Annotated in this window: 11 protein-coding genes; 5 read left to right on the top strand and 6 right to left on the bottom strand. The window is 62.8% G+C overall.

The window, feature by feature from the left end; genetic code table 11:
* Position 1: 1 nt before the first annotated feature.
* The 6 genes from narI to serA form a co-directional block, all read right to left on the bottom strand.
* Entirely contained in the window at positions 2-691 is a 690-nt protein-coding gene (narI, locus tag VDP74_RS05025) for a respiratory nitrate reductase subunit gamma (protein ID WP_322998535.1), read from the bottom strand.
* A gap of 10 nt (positions 692-701) precedes the next feature.
* Positions 702-1,394: a nitrate reductase molybdenum cofactor assembly chaperone gene (gene narJ / locus VDP74_RS05020; RefSeq protein ID WP_322998534.1), complete on the bottom strand. Its 693-nt coding sequence runs from the start codon at positions 1,392-1,394 to the stop codon at positions 702-704.
* A gap of 11 nt (positions 1,395-1,405) precedes the next feature.
* Positions 1,406-2,947, bottom strand: a complete 1,542-nt coding sequence (gene narH / locus VDP74_RS05015; RefSeq protein ID WP_322998533.1) for a nitrate reductase subunit beta — start codon at positions 2,945-2,947, stop codon at positions 1,406-1,408.
* 12 nt (positions 2,948-2,959) lie between these two features.
* Entirely contained in the window at positions 2,960-6,715 is a 3,756-nt protein-coding gene (locus tag VDP74_RS05010) for a nitrate reductase subunit alpha (protein ID WP_322998532.1), read from the bottom strand.
* 83 nt (positions 6,716-6,798) lie between these two features.
* The gene (locus tag VDP74_RS05005; RefSeq protein ID WP_322998531.1) at positions 6,799-8,211 is read right to left on the bottom strand and encodes a NarK family nitrate/nitrite MFS transporter; all 1,413 of its coding nucleotides are present in this window, start codon (positions 8,209-8,211) and stop codon (positions 6,799-6,801) included.
* 312 nt (positions 8,212-8,523) lie between these two features.
* Positions 8,524-9,723 carry a phosphoglycerate dehydrogenase gene (gene serA, locus VDP74_RS05000; protein WP_322998530.1) on the bottom strand — a complete coding sequence of 400 codons (1,200 nt, stop codon included), beginning with the start codon at positions 9,721-9,723 and terminating at the stop codon, positions 8,524-8,526.
* Between the two features lie 238 nt (positions 9,724-9,961).
* Between serA and VDP74_RS04995 the strand changes: the two genes are divergently transcribed.
* The 5 genes from VDP74_RS04995 to VDP74_RS04975 all read left to right on the top strand — a co-directional run bounded on the left by VDP74_RS04995 (position 9,962) and on the right by VDP74_RS04975 (position 15,546).
* The gene (locus VDP74_RS04995; RefSeq protein WP_322998529.1) at positions 9,962-10,942 is read left to right on the top strand and encodes a helix-turn-helix domain-containing protein; all 981 of its coding nucleotides are present in this window, start codon (positions 9,962-9,964) and stop codon (positions 10,940-10,942) included.
* A gap of 187 nt (positions 10,943-11,129) precedes the next feature.
* The gene (locus VDP74_RS04990) at positions 11,130-11,642 is read left to right on the top strand and encodes a TRAP transporter small permease subunit (RefSeq protein ID WP_322998528.1); all 513 of its coding nucleotides are present in this window, start codon (positions 11,130-11,132) and stop codon (positions 11,640-11,642) included.
* Positions 11,639-12,967 (top strand): TRAP transporter large permease, encoded by a 1,329-nt coding sequence (locus tag VDP74_RS04985; RefSeq protein WP_322998527.1) that lies wholly within the window; start codon positions 11,639-11,641, stop codon positions 12,965-12,967. The genes VDP74_RS04990 and VDP74_RS04985 overlap by 4 nt, the downstream gene beginning before the upstream one ends.
* A gap of 77 nt (positions 12,968-13,044) precedes the next feature.
* The gene (locus tag VDP74_RS04980; RefSeq protein ID WP_322998526.1) at positions 13,045-14,091 is read left to right on the top strand and encodes a TRAP transporter substrate-binding protein; all 1,047 of its coding nucleotides are present in this window, start codon (positions 13,045-13,047) and stop codon (positions 14,089-14,091) included.
* 72 nt (positions 14,092-14,163) lie between these two features.
* Complete coding sequence (locus VDP74_RS04975; protein ID WP_322998525.1) at positions 14,164-15,546, top strand: glutamine synthetase; 1,383 nt, start codon at positions 14,164-14,166, stop codon at positions 15,544-15,546.
* Positions 15,547-15,567 lie beyond the last annotated feature (21 nt).

Genomic DNA, 15,567 nt, shown 5'->3' with positions numbered 1-15,567 from the left:
CTCAGCGGCGCGGACGCACCAGTTGCCAGGGGCGCACCAGGTAGGTGACGGAAGCGAAGCCCGACCACACGTGCACCAGACGGGTGAAGGGGAAGATCACGAACAGCGTCATGCCCAGCACCATGTGAATGCGATAGATTCCCGGCACGCCCACCAGCGCGCCCACTGCCCCGGCGCGGAAGGTCACGATGCGCTGCGCCCAGTCGCCCAGCTGCACCATGACCGCCCCGTCGGTATGCTGCACCGAGGTGAAGAGCGAGATCAGGCCCAGGACCAGCACCAGCAGGATCCACAGCAGCGTGACCCAATCCGAGACCGTGGAATTGTGATGCAGGCGGATTTCCGACCAACGGCGATGGATCAGCATCACCAGGCCGATCAGGCAGACCACACCCAGGACGGCCCCCACGACGATGGCCATCCACTGCTTGAAATGCGTGGTGACGCCAAAGGCATGGTAGACGGCGGGCGGCGTCAGCAGCCCGACCAGGTGCGTGAAGAACAGCGAAATGATCCCGATGTGGAACAGATTGCTGCCCCATCGCAGCGACCCGGAACGCAGCAACTGGCTGGAATCGCTTTTCCAGGTGTACTGTTCGCGCTCGAAGCGCACCAGGCTGCCCAGGAAGAACACAGTCAGGGCAATGTAGGGGTACACCCCGAAAAAGAACAGATCAAGTGTGTCTTTCATGATGGTCTCCTCAGGTCTGGCTGCCGTTCGGATGGCCGGCTCGTGCGCGCGGCGGATGGAACACAATGGGTTGGGCGCCGTCGCGGGGGCGGCGCATCAACAGCGGCTCGGTCCCGTCGGCCTGCGGCCCGAAGGTGATCATGGTTTCTTCCATGTCGCCTTCGGGGGGATCGGGCAGGACTTCAGGCTGCACCGCCGTCATGAGCCGCAGCTGCGCGAACACGCTGGCGTAGGGGCTGTCCGATTCGGCCAGCTTGTCGCCCAGGCGAGCCAGCACGTGGATGGCGTCGCCCAAGAGGTCCTCGGCGGCCTGGGGCGGAATCTGCCCCAGGAACTCCAGGAACAGCGGCACATAGTCCGGCAATTCGGTCGTGGCCGGTTCCAGGCCGTGCTTGAGATATTCCTGCTGCAGGTCGACCATGGCCTGGCCCCGGTCCCGGGACTCGCCATGCACGTGTTCGAACAGATGCAGGGAATGGGCGGCCCGCCGATCAAAGGTCGCAACGTAGGCTTCCTGCAGATCGATCACGTCATCGAATCCGCGCAGATAGGCGAACAGCGGGTCCAGGCGATCCCGCGCAGGCGCCGGCAGGGTGTCGGACAGTTCAGGCAGCGCGGCCAGCCAGTCCTGTTCGGGGTAGCTCAGCAGCACCGACAGGACGGAAAAGGTGGAGCTGTCTTCGAGAGTCAAGGCATGCGTCATGGCGGGCTCCTTCATGCGGTCCTGGCCGGATCCAGAAATACGACCGACGGCTTGCGCTTGCCGCGCGGCTTGCCAAACAAAGAGCCATCGGAACTGCCCCCCGAACAGCCATTGCCGAAGGTGAACCCGCAGCCCCCCCGGATCTCGAAGGCGTTTTCGGCATTTTCCCGATGCGCGGTGGGAATCACGAAGCGGTCTTCGTAATTGGCGATGGCCAGATAGCGGTGCATGTCTTCGACCTGATGCAGCGACAATCCCACCTGGTCCAGGATGTCGTGCCGTTCCTGGCGGTCGACGGACCGTGCCCGCATGAAGGCACGCATCGCCAGCATGCGTTCCAGCGCGACGCCCACCGGGGCCTCGTCGCCAGCCGTCAGCAGGTTGGCCAGATACCGCAGCGGGATGCGCAGGGATTTGACGTCCGGGATCTCGCCAAAAGAACCGATCTGGCCGCTGTTGGCCGCCGACTGGATGGGCGAGAGCGGCGGCACGTACCAGACCATGGGCAGGGTGCGGTATTCCGGGTGCAGCGGGAAGGCGATCTTCCATTCGACCGCCATCTTGTAGACCGGCGAATTGCAGGCCGCGTCCAGCCAGTTTTCAGGGATGCCGTCGGCCAGGGCCTGGCGGCGGACCTCAGGGTCGTTCGGGTCCAGGAACAGGTCCAACTGGGCCTGATACAGGTCCTTTTCATTGGGCACGCTGGCGGCGGCCTCGATGCCGTCGGCATCGTACAGCAGCACCCCAAGGTAGCGGATGCGCCCGACACAGGTCTCGGAACAGACCGTGGGCTGGCCGGCTTCGATGCGGGGATAGCAGAAGATGCACTTTTCCGCCTTGCCGGACTTCCAGTTGTAGTAGATTTTTTTGTACGGGCAGCCGGAAATGCACATGCGCCAGCCCCGGCACTTGTCCTGGTCGATCAGGACGATACCGTCTTCGGCGCGTTTGTAGATCGACCCCGACGGACAACTGGCGACGCACGTGGGGTTCAGGCAGTGTTCGCACAGCCGGGGCAGATACATCATGAAGGTGTTCTCGAACTGCCCGTAGATGTCTTTCTGCACCGCTTCGAAGTTGTAGTCCTTGGACCGCTTGGAGAACTCTCCGCCCAGGATTTCTTCCCAGTTGGGCCCCCATTCGATCTTTTCCATGCGCTGGCCGGTGATCAGAGAACGCGGCCGGGCCACGGGCGGCGTCGTGCGTTCCGGGGCCTTTTGCAGGTAGTCGTAGTCGTAGGTGAAGGGCTCGTAGTAGTCGTCGATCTGCGGCAGGTTGGGGTTGGCGAAGATGCGCGACAGCAACTTCAGTTTGCCGCCCTGGCGCGGTTCGATGCGGCCGTTGGCCTTGCGGCGCCAGCCGCCGTTCCAGCGGTCCTGATTTTCCCAATCCTTGGGGTAGCCCACGCCAGGCTTGGTCTCGACGTTGTTGAACCAGGCATATTCCATGCCTTCGCGAGACGTCCAGACGTTCTTGCAGGTGATCGAACAGGTATGGCAGCCAATGCATTTGTCCAGATTCAGGACCATGGCGACTTGTGCGCGAATTTTCATGGGTGCGACTCCTTAGGCCTGCGTCTGGACGGATACTTCGTGCGTTTCGTCCATCCAATCGACTTTCTTCAGTTTGCGGACCACCACGAATTCGTCCCGGTTCGATCCGACCGTGCCGTAGTAATTGAAGCCATAGGCCAGCTGGGCGTAACCGCCGATCATGTGGGTGGGCTTGATGACCGTGCGCGTCACGGAATTGTGGATGCCACCGCGCTTGCCGGTCAGTTCCGACCCCGGCACGTTCACGATTTTTTCCTGGGCGTGATACATCATGGTCATGCCCTCGGGCACTCGCTGACTGACCACCGCGCGGGCCACCAGGGCACCGTTGACGTTGAAGACCTCGATCCAGTCGTTGTCCACGATGCCGGCCTTGGCCGCGTCGATTTCGGACATCCAGACGATGGGGCCGCCACGCGACAGCGTCAGCATGATCAGGTTGTCGGAATAGGTGGAATGGATGCCCCATTTCTGGTGCGGCGTGATGAAGTTCAGGACCACGTGCGGTTCGCCGTTGCTGAATTTCTTATCCAGCATGGGCTTGATGGTCTTGGTATCCACCGGCGGCCGATACACGCACAGCGCCTCGCCGAAATCGCGCATCCAGGGGTGATCCTGGTAGAGCTCCTGGCGGCCGGTCAAGGTGCGCCAGGGGATCAGTTCATGCACATTGGTGTAGCCCGCGCTGTAGCTGACCTTGTCGGATTCGATGCCCGACCACGTAGGCGAGGTCAGGATCTTGCGCGGCTGCGCCTGGATGTCGCGAAAGCGGATCTTTTCATGTTCGCTGGACCGGATCAGGTGCGTGTGGTCGCGTCCCGTGATTTTCGACAGCGCCTGCCAGGCCTTCATGGCCACGTGCCCATTGGTTTCCGGCGCCAGGGTCAGCACGGTTTCGCAGGCATCGATGTCCGTGAAGATGCGCGGCTGGCCCTGGCCGACGCCGGGCTCGCGTTCGGCATAGTTCAGCTTGCGCAGGAATTCGACTTCTTCCTTGGTGTCCCAGGAAATGCCCTTGCCGCCATTGCCCAGTTTTTCAGCCAGCGGCCCCAGCGTGGTGAAGCGTTTGTAGACGTTCTTGTAATCCCGGTTGACCACCATCAGGTTGGGCATGGTCTTGCCCGGAACCAGGTCGCATTCGCCCTTGTGCCATTCGCGCACGGCATAGGGGTCGGTCAACTCACCCGGCGAATCATGCTGCATGGGCTGCAGCACCAGGTCTTCGTCGGGCAGGTCTGCATCGACCGCCAGCTCGGAGAATTTCTTCGCCAGGTTCTTGTAGATTTCCCAGTCGCTGCGCGATTCCCAGATCGGGTCCACGGCCGCCGACAGCGGGTGGATGAAGGGGTGCATGTCCGACGTGTTCAGGTCGTTCTTTTCGTACCAGGTAGCCGTGGGCAGCACGATGTCCGAATACACGCAGGTCGTCGACATGCGAAAGTCCAGCGTCACCAGCAGGTCGAGCTTGCCCTCCGGGGCCTGATCGTGCCAGTTGACCTCCAGCGGTTTGCCCGCGCCCATCTCGCCCAGGTCCTTGCCCTGCACGCCATGCTGGGTGCCCAGCAGGTGCTTCAGGAAATACTCGTGCCCCTTGCCCGACGAGCCCAGGATGTTGGACCGCCAGACGAACAGGTTGCGCGGGAAGTTGTCGGGGTTGTCCGGGTCCTCGCAGGCGAATTTCAGTTTGCCATCGCGCAGGCCCTGCACGGCGTATTCCTTGGGATCCATGCCGGCTGCCTGGGCATCGCGCACCACCTGCAGCGGATTGGTCTGCAGCTGCGGCGCCGTGGGCAGCCAGCCCATGCGCTCGGCCCGCACGTTCATGTCGATCAGGCTGCCCTGGTATTTCGAGGCATCCGCCAGCGGCGACAGCAGTTCGGAGACCTGCAGTTTTTCATAGCGCCACTGGTCCGTGTGCGCATAGAAGAACGAGGTGCCGTTCATGTGGCGCGGCGGGCGCAACCAGTCCAGTGCGAACGTCAGCATGGTCCACCCGGTCTGCGGACGCAGCTTTTCCTGGCCCACATAGTGGCACCAGCCGCCACCCGACTGGCCCACGCAGCCGCACATCGACACCAGGTTGATGATGCCCCGGTACGCCATGTCCATGTGATACCAGTGGTTCAGGCCGGCGCCCAGGATGACCATGGACTTGCCTTCGGTCTTGTCGGCGTTGTCGGCGAACTGACGGGCCACCGTGATGACTTGTTCGCGCGGCACGCCGGTGATGCGTTCCTGCCAGGCCGGGGTGTAGGGGACATCGTCATCGTAGGAAGCCGCCACATTGTCGCCGCCCAGGCCCCGGTCGATGCCGTAATTGGCCACGAACAGATCGAAGACCGTGGCGACCAGCACCTCGCCTTCGGCGGTCTGCACACGCTTGACCGGCAGATTGCGCAGCAGGACCTCGTCGTGATCGGTGCCCTTGAAGTAATCGTGATGTACGCCGCCGAAGTACGGGAAGGCCACCGGCACAACCTCGTCATGGGATCCGATCAGGGACAGGCGCGGGCTGACGTCCTGGCCCCGGGCGTCCTTCAGGTCCAGATTCCATTTGCCGGCGTCCTCGCCGTCTTTCTGGCCCCAGCGAAACCCGATGGATCCCTGCGGGACGATGAATTCTCCCGTCTGCTCGTCGCAGGCGACTGTCTTCCATTCGGGATTGTTCTGCTGCCCCAGGCGATCAGGAAAATCAGCAGCGCGCAGCTTGCGGTCCGGCACGTAGCGGTCGCCCTGGCGCACCAGGCGCACCAGGAACGGCATGTCGGTGTACTGGCGGCAATAACGGTCGAAATAGGCGCTCTTGCCCGCCAGGTGGAATTCCTTCAGGACCACGTGTCCCATGGCCAAGGCCAGGGCGGCATCGGTGCCTTGTTTCGGGTGTATCCACAGGTCGCCGAATTTCGCGCCCTCGGCGTAATCCGGGAACACGGACACGACCTTGGCGCCACGATAGCGGGCCTCGACCATGAAGTGGGCGTCGGGCGTACGCGTCTGCGGCACGTTCGAGCCCCACAGCATGATGAAGGTCGAGTTGTACCAGTCAGCCGATTCACTGACGTCGGTCTGTTCGCCCCAGGTCTGGGGGCTGGAAGGCGGCAGGTCGCAATACCAGTCGTAGAAGCTGAGCAACGACCCACCCAGCAGGGACAGATAGCGGCTGCCCGAGGCATACGACACCATGGACATGGCCGGGATTGGCGAAAAGCCGGCGATGCGATCCGGGCCGTGGCGCTTGATGGTGTGGATATTGGCGGCAGCGATGATCTCGTTGACCTCGTCCCAGGTGGAACGCACGAATCCGCCCAGGCCGCGCACGGATTTGTAGGCCCTGGATTTTTCCGGGTCCGTCACGATGGATTCCCAGGCCTGCACGGCATCCAGGGATTTGCGCTGCTCGCGCCACATCCGGGCCAGGCGCCCGCGCAGCATGGGGTATTTCACCCGGTTGGCGCTGTACAGGTACCAGGAAAACGTCGCGCCGCGCGGGCAGCCGCGCGGCTCGTGGTTGGGCATGTCGGGCCGGGTACGAGGGTAATCGGTCTGCTGGGTTTCCCAGGTGACGATGCCGCCCTTCACGTAGATCTTCCATGAACAGGAACCCGTGCAGTTCACGCCATGCGTGGAACGGACGATCTTGTCGTGCTGCCAGCGGTTGCGATAGGCATCTTCCCAGGTGCGGTCCTCGTGGACGACATTCCCATGACCATTGGAAAAGGCTTCTTTCTGACGGGAAAAATACTTCAGGCGATCAATGAAATGGCTCACGATGATGGCTCCGTTTGAAAGCGTTCTGAAAAGCGCCGATCAATGGCGCAGGCCCCGACCGAGGGGCAGGATGTCGATGGGCATCAGCACGGGATCTCCGCGCGGCGACGCGAGTAGTACCACCACGTGACAGCGATGGATACGGCATAGAAGACGACGAAGAACACCAGCGCGGCATCCGGGGTGCCCGTCAGGTCGAAGGACGTGCCGAAGCTCTTGGGGATGAAGAATCCGCCATAGGCCCCCATGGCGCCGCTGAAACCCAGGACAGCGGCGGATTCCTTCGCCCCCTCGGATTCCGCCTGCGCCAGCGAACCGGCCGCATGGCGGCGCTGCGCCAGCGTGTTGAAGATGACCGGAATCATGGCGAAGGTCGAGCCGTTACCGATACCGGTCAGGAAGAACAGAAACAGGAAGGCCAGCAAAAAGCCCAGGAAACTGCCGCCCGAGCCGCCGCCCGGCAGCGATGCCATGACGCCCAGAACCCCCAGGATCATCCAGAAGAACGTCCAGAACGTCACCCTGGCCCCGCCCAGGCGATCGGACAACCAGCCCCCGAAAGGCCGCGCCATGGCGCCCACCAACGGCCCCAGCCAGGCGTATTGCAAGGGCCGGATATCGGGATACAGGTACTTGATCAGCAGGGGAAAACCGGCCGAGAAGCCGATGAAGGACCCGAAGGTGCCCAGATACAGGAAGCACATGATCCAGTTGTGCTTGCGCCGGAAGATGACGGCCTGTTCGCGAAAGGACGCCTTGGCATCCGCGATGTCATGCATGCCCACCCAGGCCAGCATGGACACGATGATGATGAAGGGCACCCAGATGAAGGCGGCGTTCTGCGCCCAGACCTCGACCACCCCATGGGCGCCGGACAGCCTGGCCATCTGGGGCTCGCCGGCCCAGGGGCCGAGGATGCCCATGGTGATCACCAGCGGCGCCAGAAACTGCACCGATGACACCCCCAGATTGCCCAACCCTGCATTCAGCCCCAGGGCGGAACCCTTGCGTTCCTTGGGGAAGAAGAAGCTGATGTTGGACATGGACGAGGAGAAGTTCCCGCCACCCAGGCCGCACAACAGCGCCAGCATCAGCATCGTGGAATACGGCGTGGACGAGTCCTGGACGGCCAGCCCCACCCCGATGGTGGGCAGCAGCAGGCTGGCGGTGGTCAGGGCCGTCCAGCGCCGCCCGCCGAACACCGGCACCATGAAGGAATAGAAAATACGCAGCGTGGCGCCAGACAGCGCCGGCAGCGCAGCCAGCCAGAACAGCTGGTTTTCGGTGTAGCGGAACCCCAGGTTGGGCAGGTTGACCGCGACGACGCTCCACATTTGCCAGACCGCAAAGGCCAGGAACAGCGCGGGGATCGAGATCCACAGATTGACGTTGGCGATGGCGCGGCCTTCGTGCACCCAGAAGGCCTGATCCTCTGGAGTCCAGACGGTCAACAGACGGCCACGCCGGTGAGGGACATCATCAGGCACAGTACTCATGCAGGGACTCCTATGAGAAGGACCCCTTACGATAGACCCCATGAAAGACAGGGGTACTGATCTGAATCAAACCTGCCGGAACTTCCACGGGCGTCTCGGCGCCTGTGGCAGCGGACTGAATCCGGAAGACTGTTCAGACCCCGCGAAGGCCAGGGTCCCGTGATCTGACGGAATGGACCCAGTATAAGTGCCCAACCGCCCAAAGACCACAGGCGCAGTCCGGTCACCTGCCACAAAAAAAAACCGCACCCTGGACGGATGCGGTTTGCTGGGGTATCCCCACGGCCCTCGCGGCACGAGGGCAGGCAGCGATCAGACGCGATCGCAGCGGATGGTGATGGGATGGCGGCGCAGGCCCTCGATCACCTGGTCCGTGACGTCGCCGTCGACATCGGTGATGGCGTAGCCGATCTTGCCACGCGTCTGCAACTGCTGGCTGACGATGTTCAGGCCGAATTCGCCCATCAGGTTGCTGAGCGCCCCCATGGCGCCGGGCACGTTCTGGTGGATATGGATGATGCGCACGGCACCAGCTTGCTCGTGGTAGGAGATTTCCGGGAAATTCACCGTGCCCTTGGTCGTGCCGCTGCTAATGAAGCGCTTGAGCTTTTCGGCGACCTCGCGACCGATGTTTTCCTGGGATTCCTGGGTGCTGCCGCCGATGTGCGGAGTGAGGATCACGTTGTGCATGCCGCGCAGCGGGCTGTCCAGGGCTTCGTCGCGGCTCTTGGGTTCCGTCGGGAACACGTCGATGGCCGCGCCCGACAGATGGCCGGACTTCAGGGCGCGCTGCAGGGCCGGAATGTCCACCACCGTGCCGCGCGAAGCGTTGATCAGGATGCTGCCCGGCTTCATGGCTGCGATGGCATCGGTGTCGATCAGGTTGGCCGTATCCTTGCCCCCGGGCACGTGCAGCGTGACCACGTCTGCCTGGGCCAGGAACTTCTTCAGCGAACTGGTCGCATGAGCATTGCCCAGGGGCAGCTTGGCCTCGATGTCGTGATACAGGACCCGCATGCCGAAGGATTCGGCCAGGATGCCGACCTGGGACCCGATATTGCCGTAGCCCACGATGCCCAGAGTCTTGCCGCGCGCCTCGTAGGCGCCATCGGCGGTCTTGTCCCAGAAGCCCTCGTGAACCCGCGCGTTCTTTTCCGGAATCCGGCGCAGCAGCAGGATGGCTTCGCCCAGCACCAGTTCGGCCACGGACCGGGTGTTGGAGAACGGCGCATTGAACACCGGGATGCCGCGCAGCGCAGCCGTTTCGAGATCCACCTGATTGGTGCCGATGCAAAAGCAGCCGATGACCCGCAGGTCCGGCAGATCGGACAGCACGCTCTGATCGAGATGGGTCCGGGAGCGAATCCCGACGACATGCACCCCCTGCAGGGCTTCGCGCAAGGCGTCGCCCGTGAGCGCACCCGGATAGGTGACGACCTCGTCGAACCCGGCGGCGACGAAGACTTCCTTGGCGCTGGCATGGATGTTTTCGAACAGAACGATGCGTGCCATCTTGATCCTTCTCAAGCAATGGAAAACGACCATTGTGCGATATTTCTGAGTCTACGTCAGGGTCATCCCTAATGAAAGCAGGGTCAAAAAGCGCTGATTTCACAGGTATCCTAGATTCAGCGCATATGCTTATATGGCATCCGGTCGGATTCCTGTTCCAGGCCGGGTAAAAGTGCTACCGTTTTCCCAGCTTCGTTGCCCCGTCATCGCCATTCTGTCCCGCAAGGTGGTTCTCACGATGGTCACGTCCTCCGCCGGCAATGCATCGCCTCCCCAACCGCGCATCCACCGCAGAAGCCGGACCGCGCGCGACGCCGATGACCACGCGCACAACCTCAGCCAATGGGAACAAAGCTACGACCAATTTTCCTCGGGCACGTTCGAAGGCCGGCTGACCGAATTGTGGCTGCCGCGCCTGCAGGTATTCCAGGAATCCGCCAACCAGGCCTTGCACCAGTCCTGTGCCGCCTGGCCAGATTCCCTCTGGTTCGGCCTGCCTGCCCCCCACCAGGCGACCTCCCGCCTGGACGCCCAGCCGATTCCCGGCCACACCGTGCTGTTCCGACCCGGCGCCTGTGAATTCGAACTCTCCACCCCTCAGGATTACGACATCTTCGGCATCGTGGTAGACCAGGACCTGCTGCGCGAACACCTGACGCCGCTGGATGAGGATGCCTGCGGCAGGTTGAACGAAGGCGGCACCCTGAAGATCACGCCCGACCTGTACCGGCACATGATCCAGACCCTGGGCCGGGCTCTGTTCGAACCGCAGCCACCCGACACGGCCGCCGAGGACCTGCAGGAAACCGTGCTGGATCTGCTGTGCACCGCCCTGACCCAGGGGGCTCGGCCCGCCCTCGACCCTCATTATTCCCGCATCCGCCACAGTCGCCAGATCGTCCAGCAGGCCCGGGAAATGGTCCTGTCCCAGGCCAATCACCGGCTGTCGATCGCGGACATCTGCCGCCAGTTGCACATCAGCCGGCGCACCCTGCAGTACAGCTTCCAGGCCGTGGTCGGCCTGTCCCCGCTGGCGTACCTGCGCATCCTGAAACTCAACCAGGTCCGGCGGCGGCTGCACAACGCGCAGGATTTCTCCAGCCGCGTCACCCAGGTGGCGACCACCTGGGGCTTCGAGCACCTGGGCCAGTTCTCCCAGGACTACCGGCGCCTGTTCGGGGAATGCCCGTCGGCCACCCTGAAACACATCCCGGACTGAAGCCTTTCCACTCCCTCCTGGCGGATACCGGGGATAACCCTGGTTTTGCCGAAATCCGATAAGGCATTGCCAATTCTCGATAACGCAATGCCGTTTTCAGATAGGCACCCGCCAAGGCACGCGCAATCATAGACCTCATCAGAAAGCGACAGCAGCCCCCGGGGCGGACTGTCTCAGGAGGAGGAGCGTGCCACACATCATCAAGCTGTACGTGCGATGGGTCGACCGGATCAACCGGGTCATCGGGCGTTTCGCCATGTATTTCGTGATCGTCATGATCGTCGGATTCCTGTATTCCGCCTTCATGCGCATGGCCTTCAACATCTACTTCAACTGGATGATGGAAAGCGCCCAGTTTCTGCTGTCGGCCTACTACCTGCTGGGCGGCGGCTATTCCATGCAGCTCGATTCCCACGTACGCATGGATCTGCTGTATTCGCGCTGGAGCCCGCGCACCCGGGCCTGCGTGGACATCGTCACGATCTGGCTGGTGGTGGCGTTTCTGGTCTTCCTGCTGCTGGGCGGCATTTCCAGCACCGAATACGCCCTGGTCAACGATCAGCGCAACTACACCGCCTGGGCGCCTCCGCTGGCCCCCATCAAGATCATCATGACCTTCGGCATCTTCATGATGCTGCTGCAGACCCTGGCGACGTTCTTCCGGGATCTGGCAACCGCGCTTGGGAAATCCATCGAATGAGCCACGAACTGATCACTCTCACGATGTTCTCGTCCCTGCTGGTCCTGATGACCACCGGGCAGCGGGTCTACGGGATCGTCGGCTTCATCGGCGCCACGGCTGCGTATTTCCTGTGGGGCGGCAACGACATCGAAATGCCGTTCAACGCCACCTTCACGGTGCTGAACTGGTTCGCCCTGCTGACCCTGCCGCTGTTCGTATTCATGGGCTTCATGCTGTCGGAATCCGGCCTGGCGGACAAGCTCTACCGCATGTTCCACGTCTGGATGGGGCCCCTGCCCGGCGGACTGGGCATCGGCACCATCGGCCTGATGGTGATGATCTCGGCCATGAACGGGCTGAGCGTCGCAGGCATGGCGATCGGCGCCAGCGTCGCCCTGCCGCAGATGATGCAACGCGGCTACGACAAGGTCATGGTCACCGGCGTGATCCAGGCCGGCAGTTCTCTGGGCATCCTGATCCCTCCCAGCATCGTGCTGGTGCTGTACGCCATGATCGCCCGCCAGCCGGTGCTGCAGCTGTGGATCGCCGGCATTCTGCCCGGCCTGCTGATGGCGGCGCTGTTCACGATCTACATCTACATCCGCTGCCGCATGAACCCGGAACTGGGGCCGCCGCTGTCGGAAGCCGAACGCAAGGCGGAAGAGCCCGAGAAATGGCGGCTGCTGGGCGAAGGCATCCTGCCGGTCGTGATCTTCGCCGTCATGATGGGCTGCTTCATGACGGGCGTCACCAGCCTGGTGGAAACATCCGCCCTGGGCGCCGGCCTGGCCACCGCTGCTGCCGCCTTCAAGGGACGCCTGAACGGCCAGGTCATGGAATCCTGCCTGCGCCAGACGCTCAGCATCAGCTGCATGTTCATGTGGATCATTCTGGCCGCGCTGTGCTTTGGGGCGGTCTACGACGGCCTGGGCGCCATCAAGGCCATCGAGAAACTGTTCCTGAGCGAACTGGGCTTCGACCGCTGGACCATCCTGATCATCATGATGCTGTCCTTCATCGTGCTGGGCATGTTCCTGGACGACACCGCCATGCTGGTGATTGTCGCGCCGCTGTACATCCCGCTGGTCAAGGCCCTGGGCTTCAGCCCGATCTGGTTCGGGATCCTGTACACCATCACCTGCCAGCTGGCCTACGTCATCCCGCCATTTGGCTACAACCTGTTCCTGATGCGGGCCATGGCTCCGCCCGAAATCACCATCGTGGACATCTACAAATCGATCGTGCCGTTCGCCATCCTGATGATGATCACCCTGGTCATCATCATGATCTTCCCGGACATCGCCCTGTGGCTGCCCGACATGTATTCAAACCGCGCCCGCTAGGCCCCACAGGCCTGCACCTGTAAAACACGGGGCGGCACGGCGCGGCGTGTCCCCCAACCAAGCGGAGGTCAGAGACAATGACTCAAAGACGTGAATTCCTGAAACTGGCAGGCGGTGCCGCCCTGGGGGCGGGCACCATCGCGGCGCCGGCCATCGTGCGCGCCCAGGCGCCCATCAAGTGGCGGCTGCAGACCTATGCCGGCCCGGCCCTGGCCGCCCACGTGATCAAACCGTCCATCGACGCCTTCAACAAAGCCGCCAACGGCCAGATGGAAATCGAACTCTACACGGCCGACCAGCTGGTGCCCCAGGGCGAGTTGTTCCGCGCAGTGCAGAAAGGCACCATCGACGCCGCCCAAAGCGACGACGACTCCATGGCGGCGCCAGTGGACGTAGCCATCTTCGCCGCCTATTTCCCCCTGGCCTCGCGCTACAGCCTGGACGTGCCCGCCCTCTGGAACTGGTACGGCCTGAACGACATCTGGAAGGAGGCCTACAGCAAGGTCGACAACGTCACCTGGCTGGGCACGGGGGCCTGGGATCCCTGCAACATGGCCACCACCAAGCCGATCAAATCCCTGGAAGACCTGAAGGGCCTGCGCCTGTATACCTTTCCGACGGGCGGTCGGTTCCTGTCGCGGCTGGGCGTGGTGCCCGTCACCCTGCCCTATGAAGACGTACAGGTCGCGCTGCAGACGGGCGAGCTTGACGGCGTCTGCTGGTCCGGCATCACCGAGGTCTACACCGTGGGCTGGGCGGACGTCACGAAATACTATCTGACCAACAACGTCTCGGGCGCCTGGGCCGGGTCCTACATCGCCAACACCGAAAAATGGAACGCGGTGCCCGACCACCTGAAAACCCTGTTCCAGCTGTGCATGGACAGTTCCCACTATTACCGCCAGCACTGGTACTGGTGGGGCGAGGCCCACTATCGCACCCAGGGCGGCAAGCTGGAACTGACCACCATTCCCGAATCGGAATGGAAGGCCGTGGAAACCGAGGCCCATAAGTTCTGGGACGAGATCGCGCAAAAAAGTCCCCGGGACGCCAAGGTCGTGGGCATCCTGAAGCAATACGCAGAGATCATGACAAAAGCCGGTCCTCCGTACCGCTTCGCCTGATTCTGATCAGCAGGTCCGGGGGGCGCGCCAAGCGCCGCCCCCCGCTTCATCGACGCGGCACAAAGGTGCAACATGCAAGAACGTACCCTACAGACCATCGACGACGCCATCGCCCTGGTCAAGCAAAGCAGCCTGTCCCACATCAAACTGGGGCTCTCAGACATCGACGGCGTCATCCGCGGCAAATACATGCGCAAGGACAAGTTCATCAGCGCGCTGCAATCCGGCTTCGCCTTCTGCGACGTCGTGATGGGCTGGGATTCCAACGACGAGCTGTACGACAACACGACTTTCACCGGCTGGCACACCGCCTACCCGGATGCTGCCGCCCGCATCGACCCCAGCACCTGCCGCCGGCTGCCGCTGGAACGCAACGCCCAGGGCGAGGACATGCTGTTCTTCATCGCCGAACTGGACGGGCCCGCCGCCCAGGTCTGTCCCAGGCGCCTGCTGCACCGAGTCATCCAACGCGCTGCCGACCTGGGGTTCGACGCCCATGCCGCCCTGGAATATGAATTCTTCATGTTCGACGAGACGCCCGATTCCATCCGGGAAAAGCAATACCGCAACCTGAAGAACTGGACGCCCGGCAACTTCGGCTACTCGGTGCTGCGCAGCACCGTCCATGCCGATTTCTACGAAGAACTGATGGATCTGTGCGAACGCATGGACCTCCCCATCGAAAGCCTGCACACCGAAACCGGCCCGGGCGTGCTGGAAGCCGCCATCGCGGTGGACCGCATCGACCACGCAGCCGACAAGGGCTTCCTGTTCAAGACATTCACCAAGGCCCTGGCCGAACAGCAGGGGCTGATGGCGACCTTCATGGCGAAATGGTCGCATCACCATTCCGGGCAAAGCGGTCACATCCACCTGTCGCTGACTGACCGCAAGACCGGCCTGAACGTCTTCCACGACCCCAAGGCCGAGCACCACATGAGCGCGCTGCACCGGCATTTCGCAGCAGGCCAGCAGCGCTACATGCCGGAACTGATGGCCATGTATGCCCAGACCATCAACAGCTATACCCGCCTGGTGCCGGGCTACTGGGCGCCGCTGGAAGCCAGCCTGGGCGTCGAGAACCGCACCACGGCGTTGCGGGTGATCCCGGGCGGGCCCAAGGCCCAGCGCATCGAGGTACGCATCGGCTCGGCCGACGCCAATCCCTACATCGCGCTGGCCGCAGCCCTGGGCTCGGGACTGCTGGGCATCGAACAGAAGCTGGAACCGACCTTCACCTTCGGCAATGCCTACACCCAGGAATTCCCGGAATCGATCAAATTCCCCCAGACCCTGTGGGAGGCCGCGCAGCGCCTGCGCCGCTCCGACGCTGCCCGCGACTTGTTCGGCAACGTCTTCGTCGACCACATGGCGGCCACACGCGAATGGGAAGAGCGTAAATTCCGCGAATACGTCACCGACTGGGAACTCCAGCGTTATTTCGAAATCATCTGACCATCAGGACAGGCGTTCACC

Source organism: Castellaniella sp. (assembly GCF_034674885.1).
In the GTDB taxonomy this organism is placed as follows: Bacteria; Pseudomonadota; Gammaproteobacteria; order Burkholderiales; family Burkholderiaceae_B; genus Castellaniella.
The sequence above is the reverse complement of the archived record's forward strand: the minus strand, read 5'-3'. Positions and strand labels throughout refer to the sequence as shown.

Bases quoted from the DNA above. Each gene is read 5' to 3' on its own strand.
- VDP74_RS04985 (WP_322998527.1), top strand. From the start codon at position 11,639: ATGAGCCACGAACTGATCACTCTCACGATGTTCTCGTCCCTGCTGGTC.
- narI (WP_322998535.1), bottom strand. From the start codon at position 691: ATGAAAGACACACTTGATCTGTTCTTTTTCGGGGTGTACCCCTACATT.
- serA (WP_322998530.1), bottom strand. From the start codon at position 9,723: ATGGCACGCATCGTTCTGTTCGAAAACATCCATGCCAGCGCCAAGGAA.
- narJ (WP_322998534.1), bottom strand. From the start codon at position 1,394: ATGACGCATGCCTTGACTCTCGAAGACAGCTCCACCTTTTCCGTCCTG.
- narH (WP_322998533.1), bottom strand. From the start codon at position 2,947: ATGAAAATTCGCGCACAAGTCGCCATGGTCCTGAATCTGGACAAATGC.
- VDP74_RS05005 (WP_322998531.1), bottom strand. From the start codon at position 8,211: ATGAGTACTGTGCCTGATGATGTCCCTCACCGGCGTGGCCGTCTGTTG.
- VDP74_RS04980 (WP_322998526.1), top strand. From the start codon at position 13,045: ATGACTCAAAGACGTGAATTCCTGAAACTGGCAGGCGGTGCCGCCCTG.
- VDP74_RS04995 (WP_322998529.1), top strand. From the start codon at position 9,962: ATGGTCACGTCCTCCGCCGGCAATGCATCGCCTCCCCAACCGCGCATC.
- VDP74_RS04975 (WP_322998525.1), top strand. From the start codon at position 14,164: ATGCAAGAACGTACCCTACAGACCATCGACGACGCCATCGCCCTGGTC.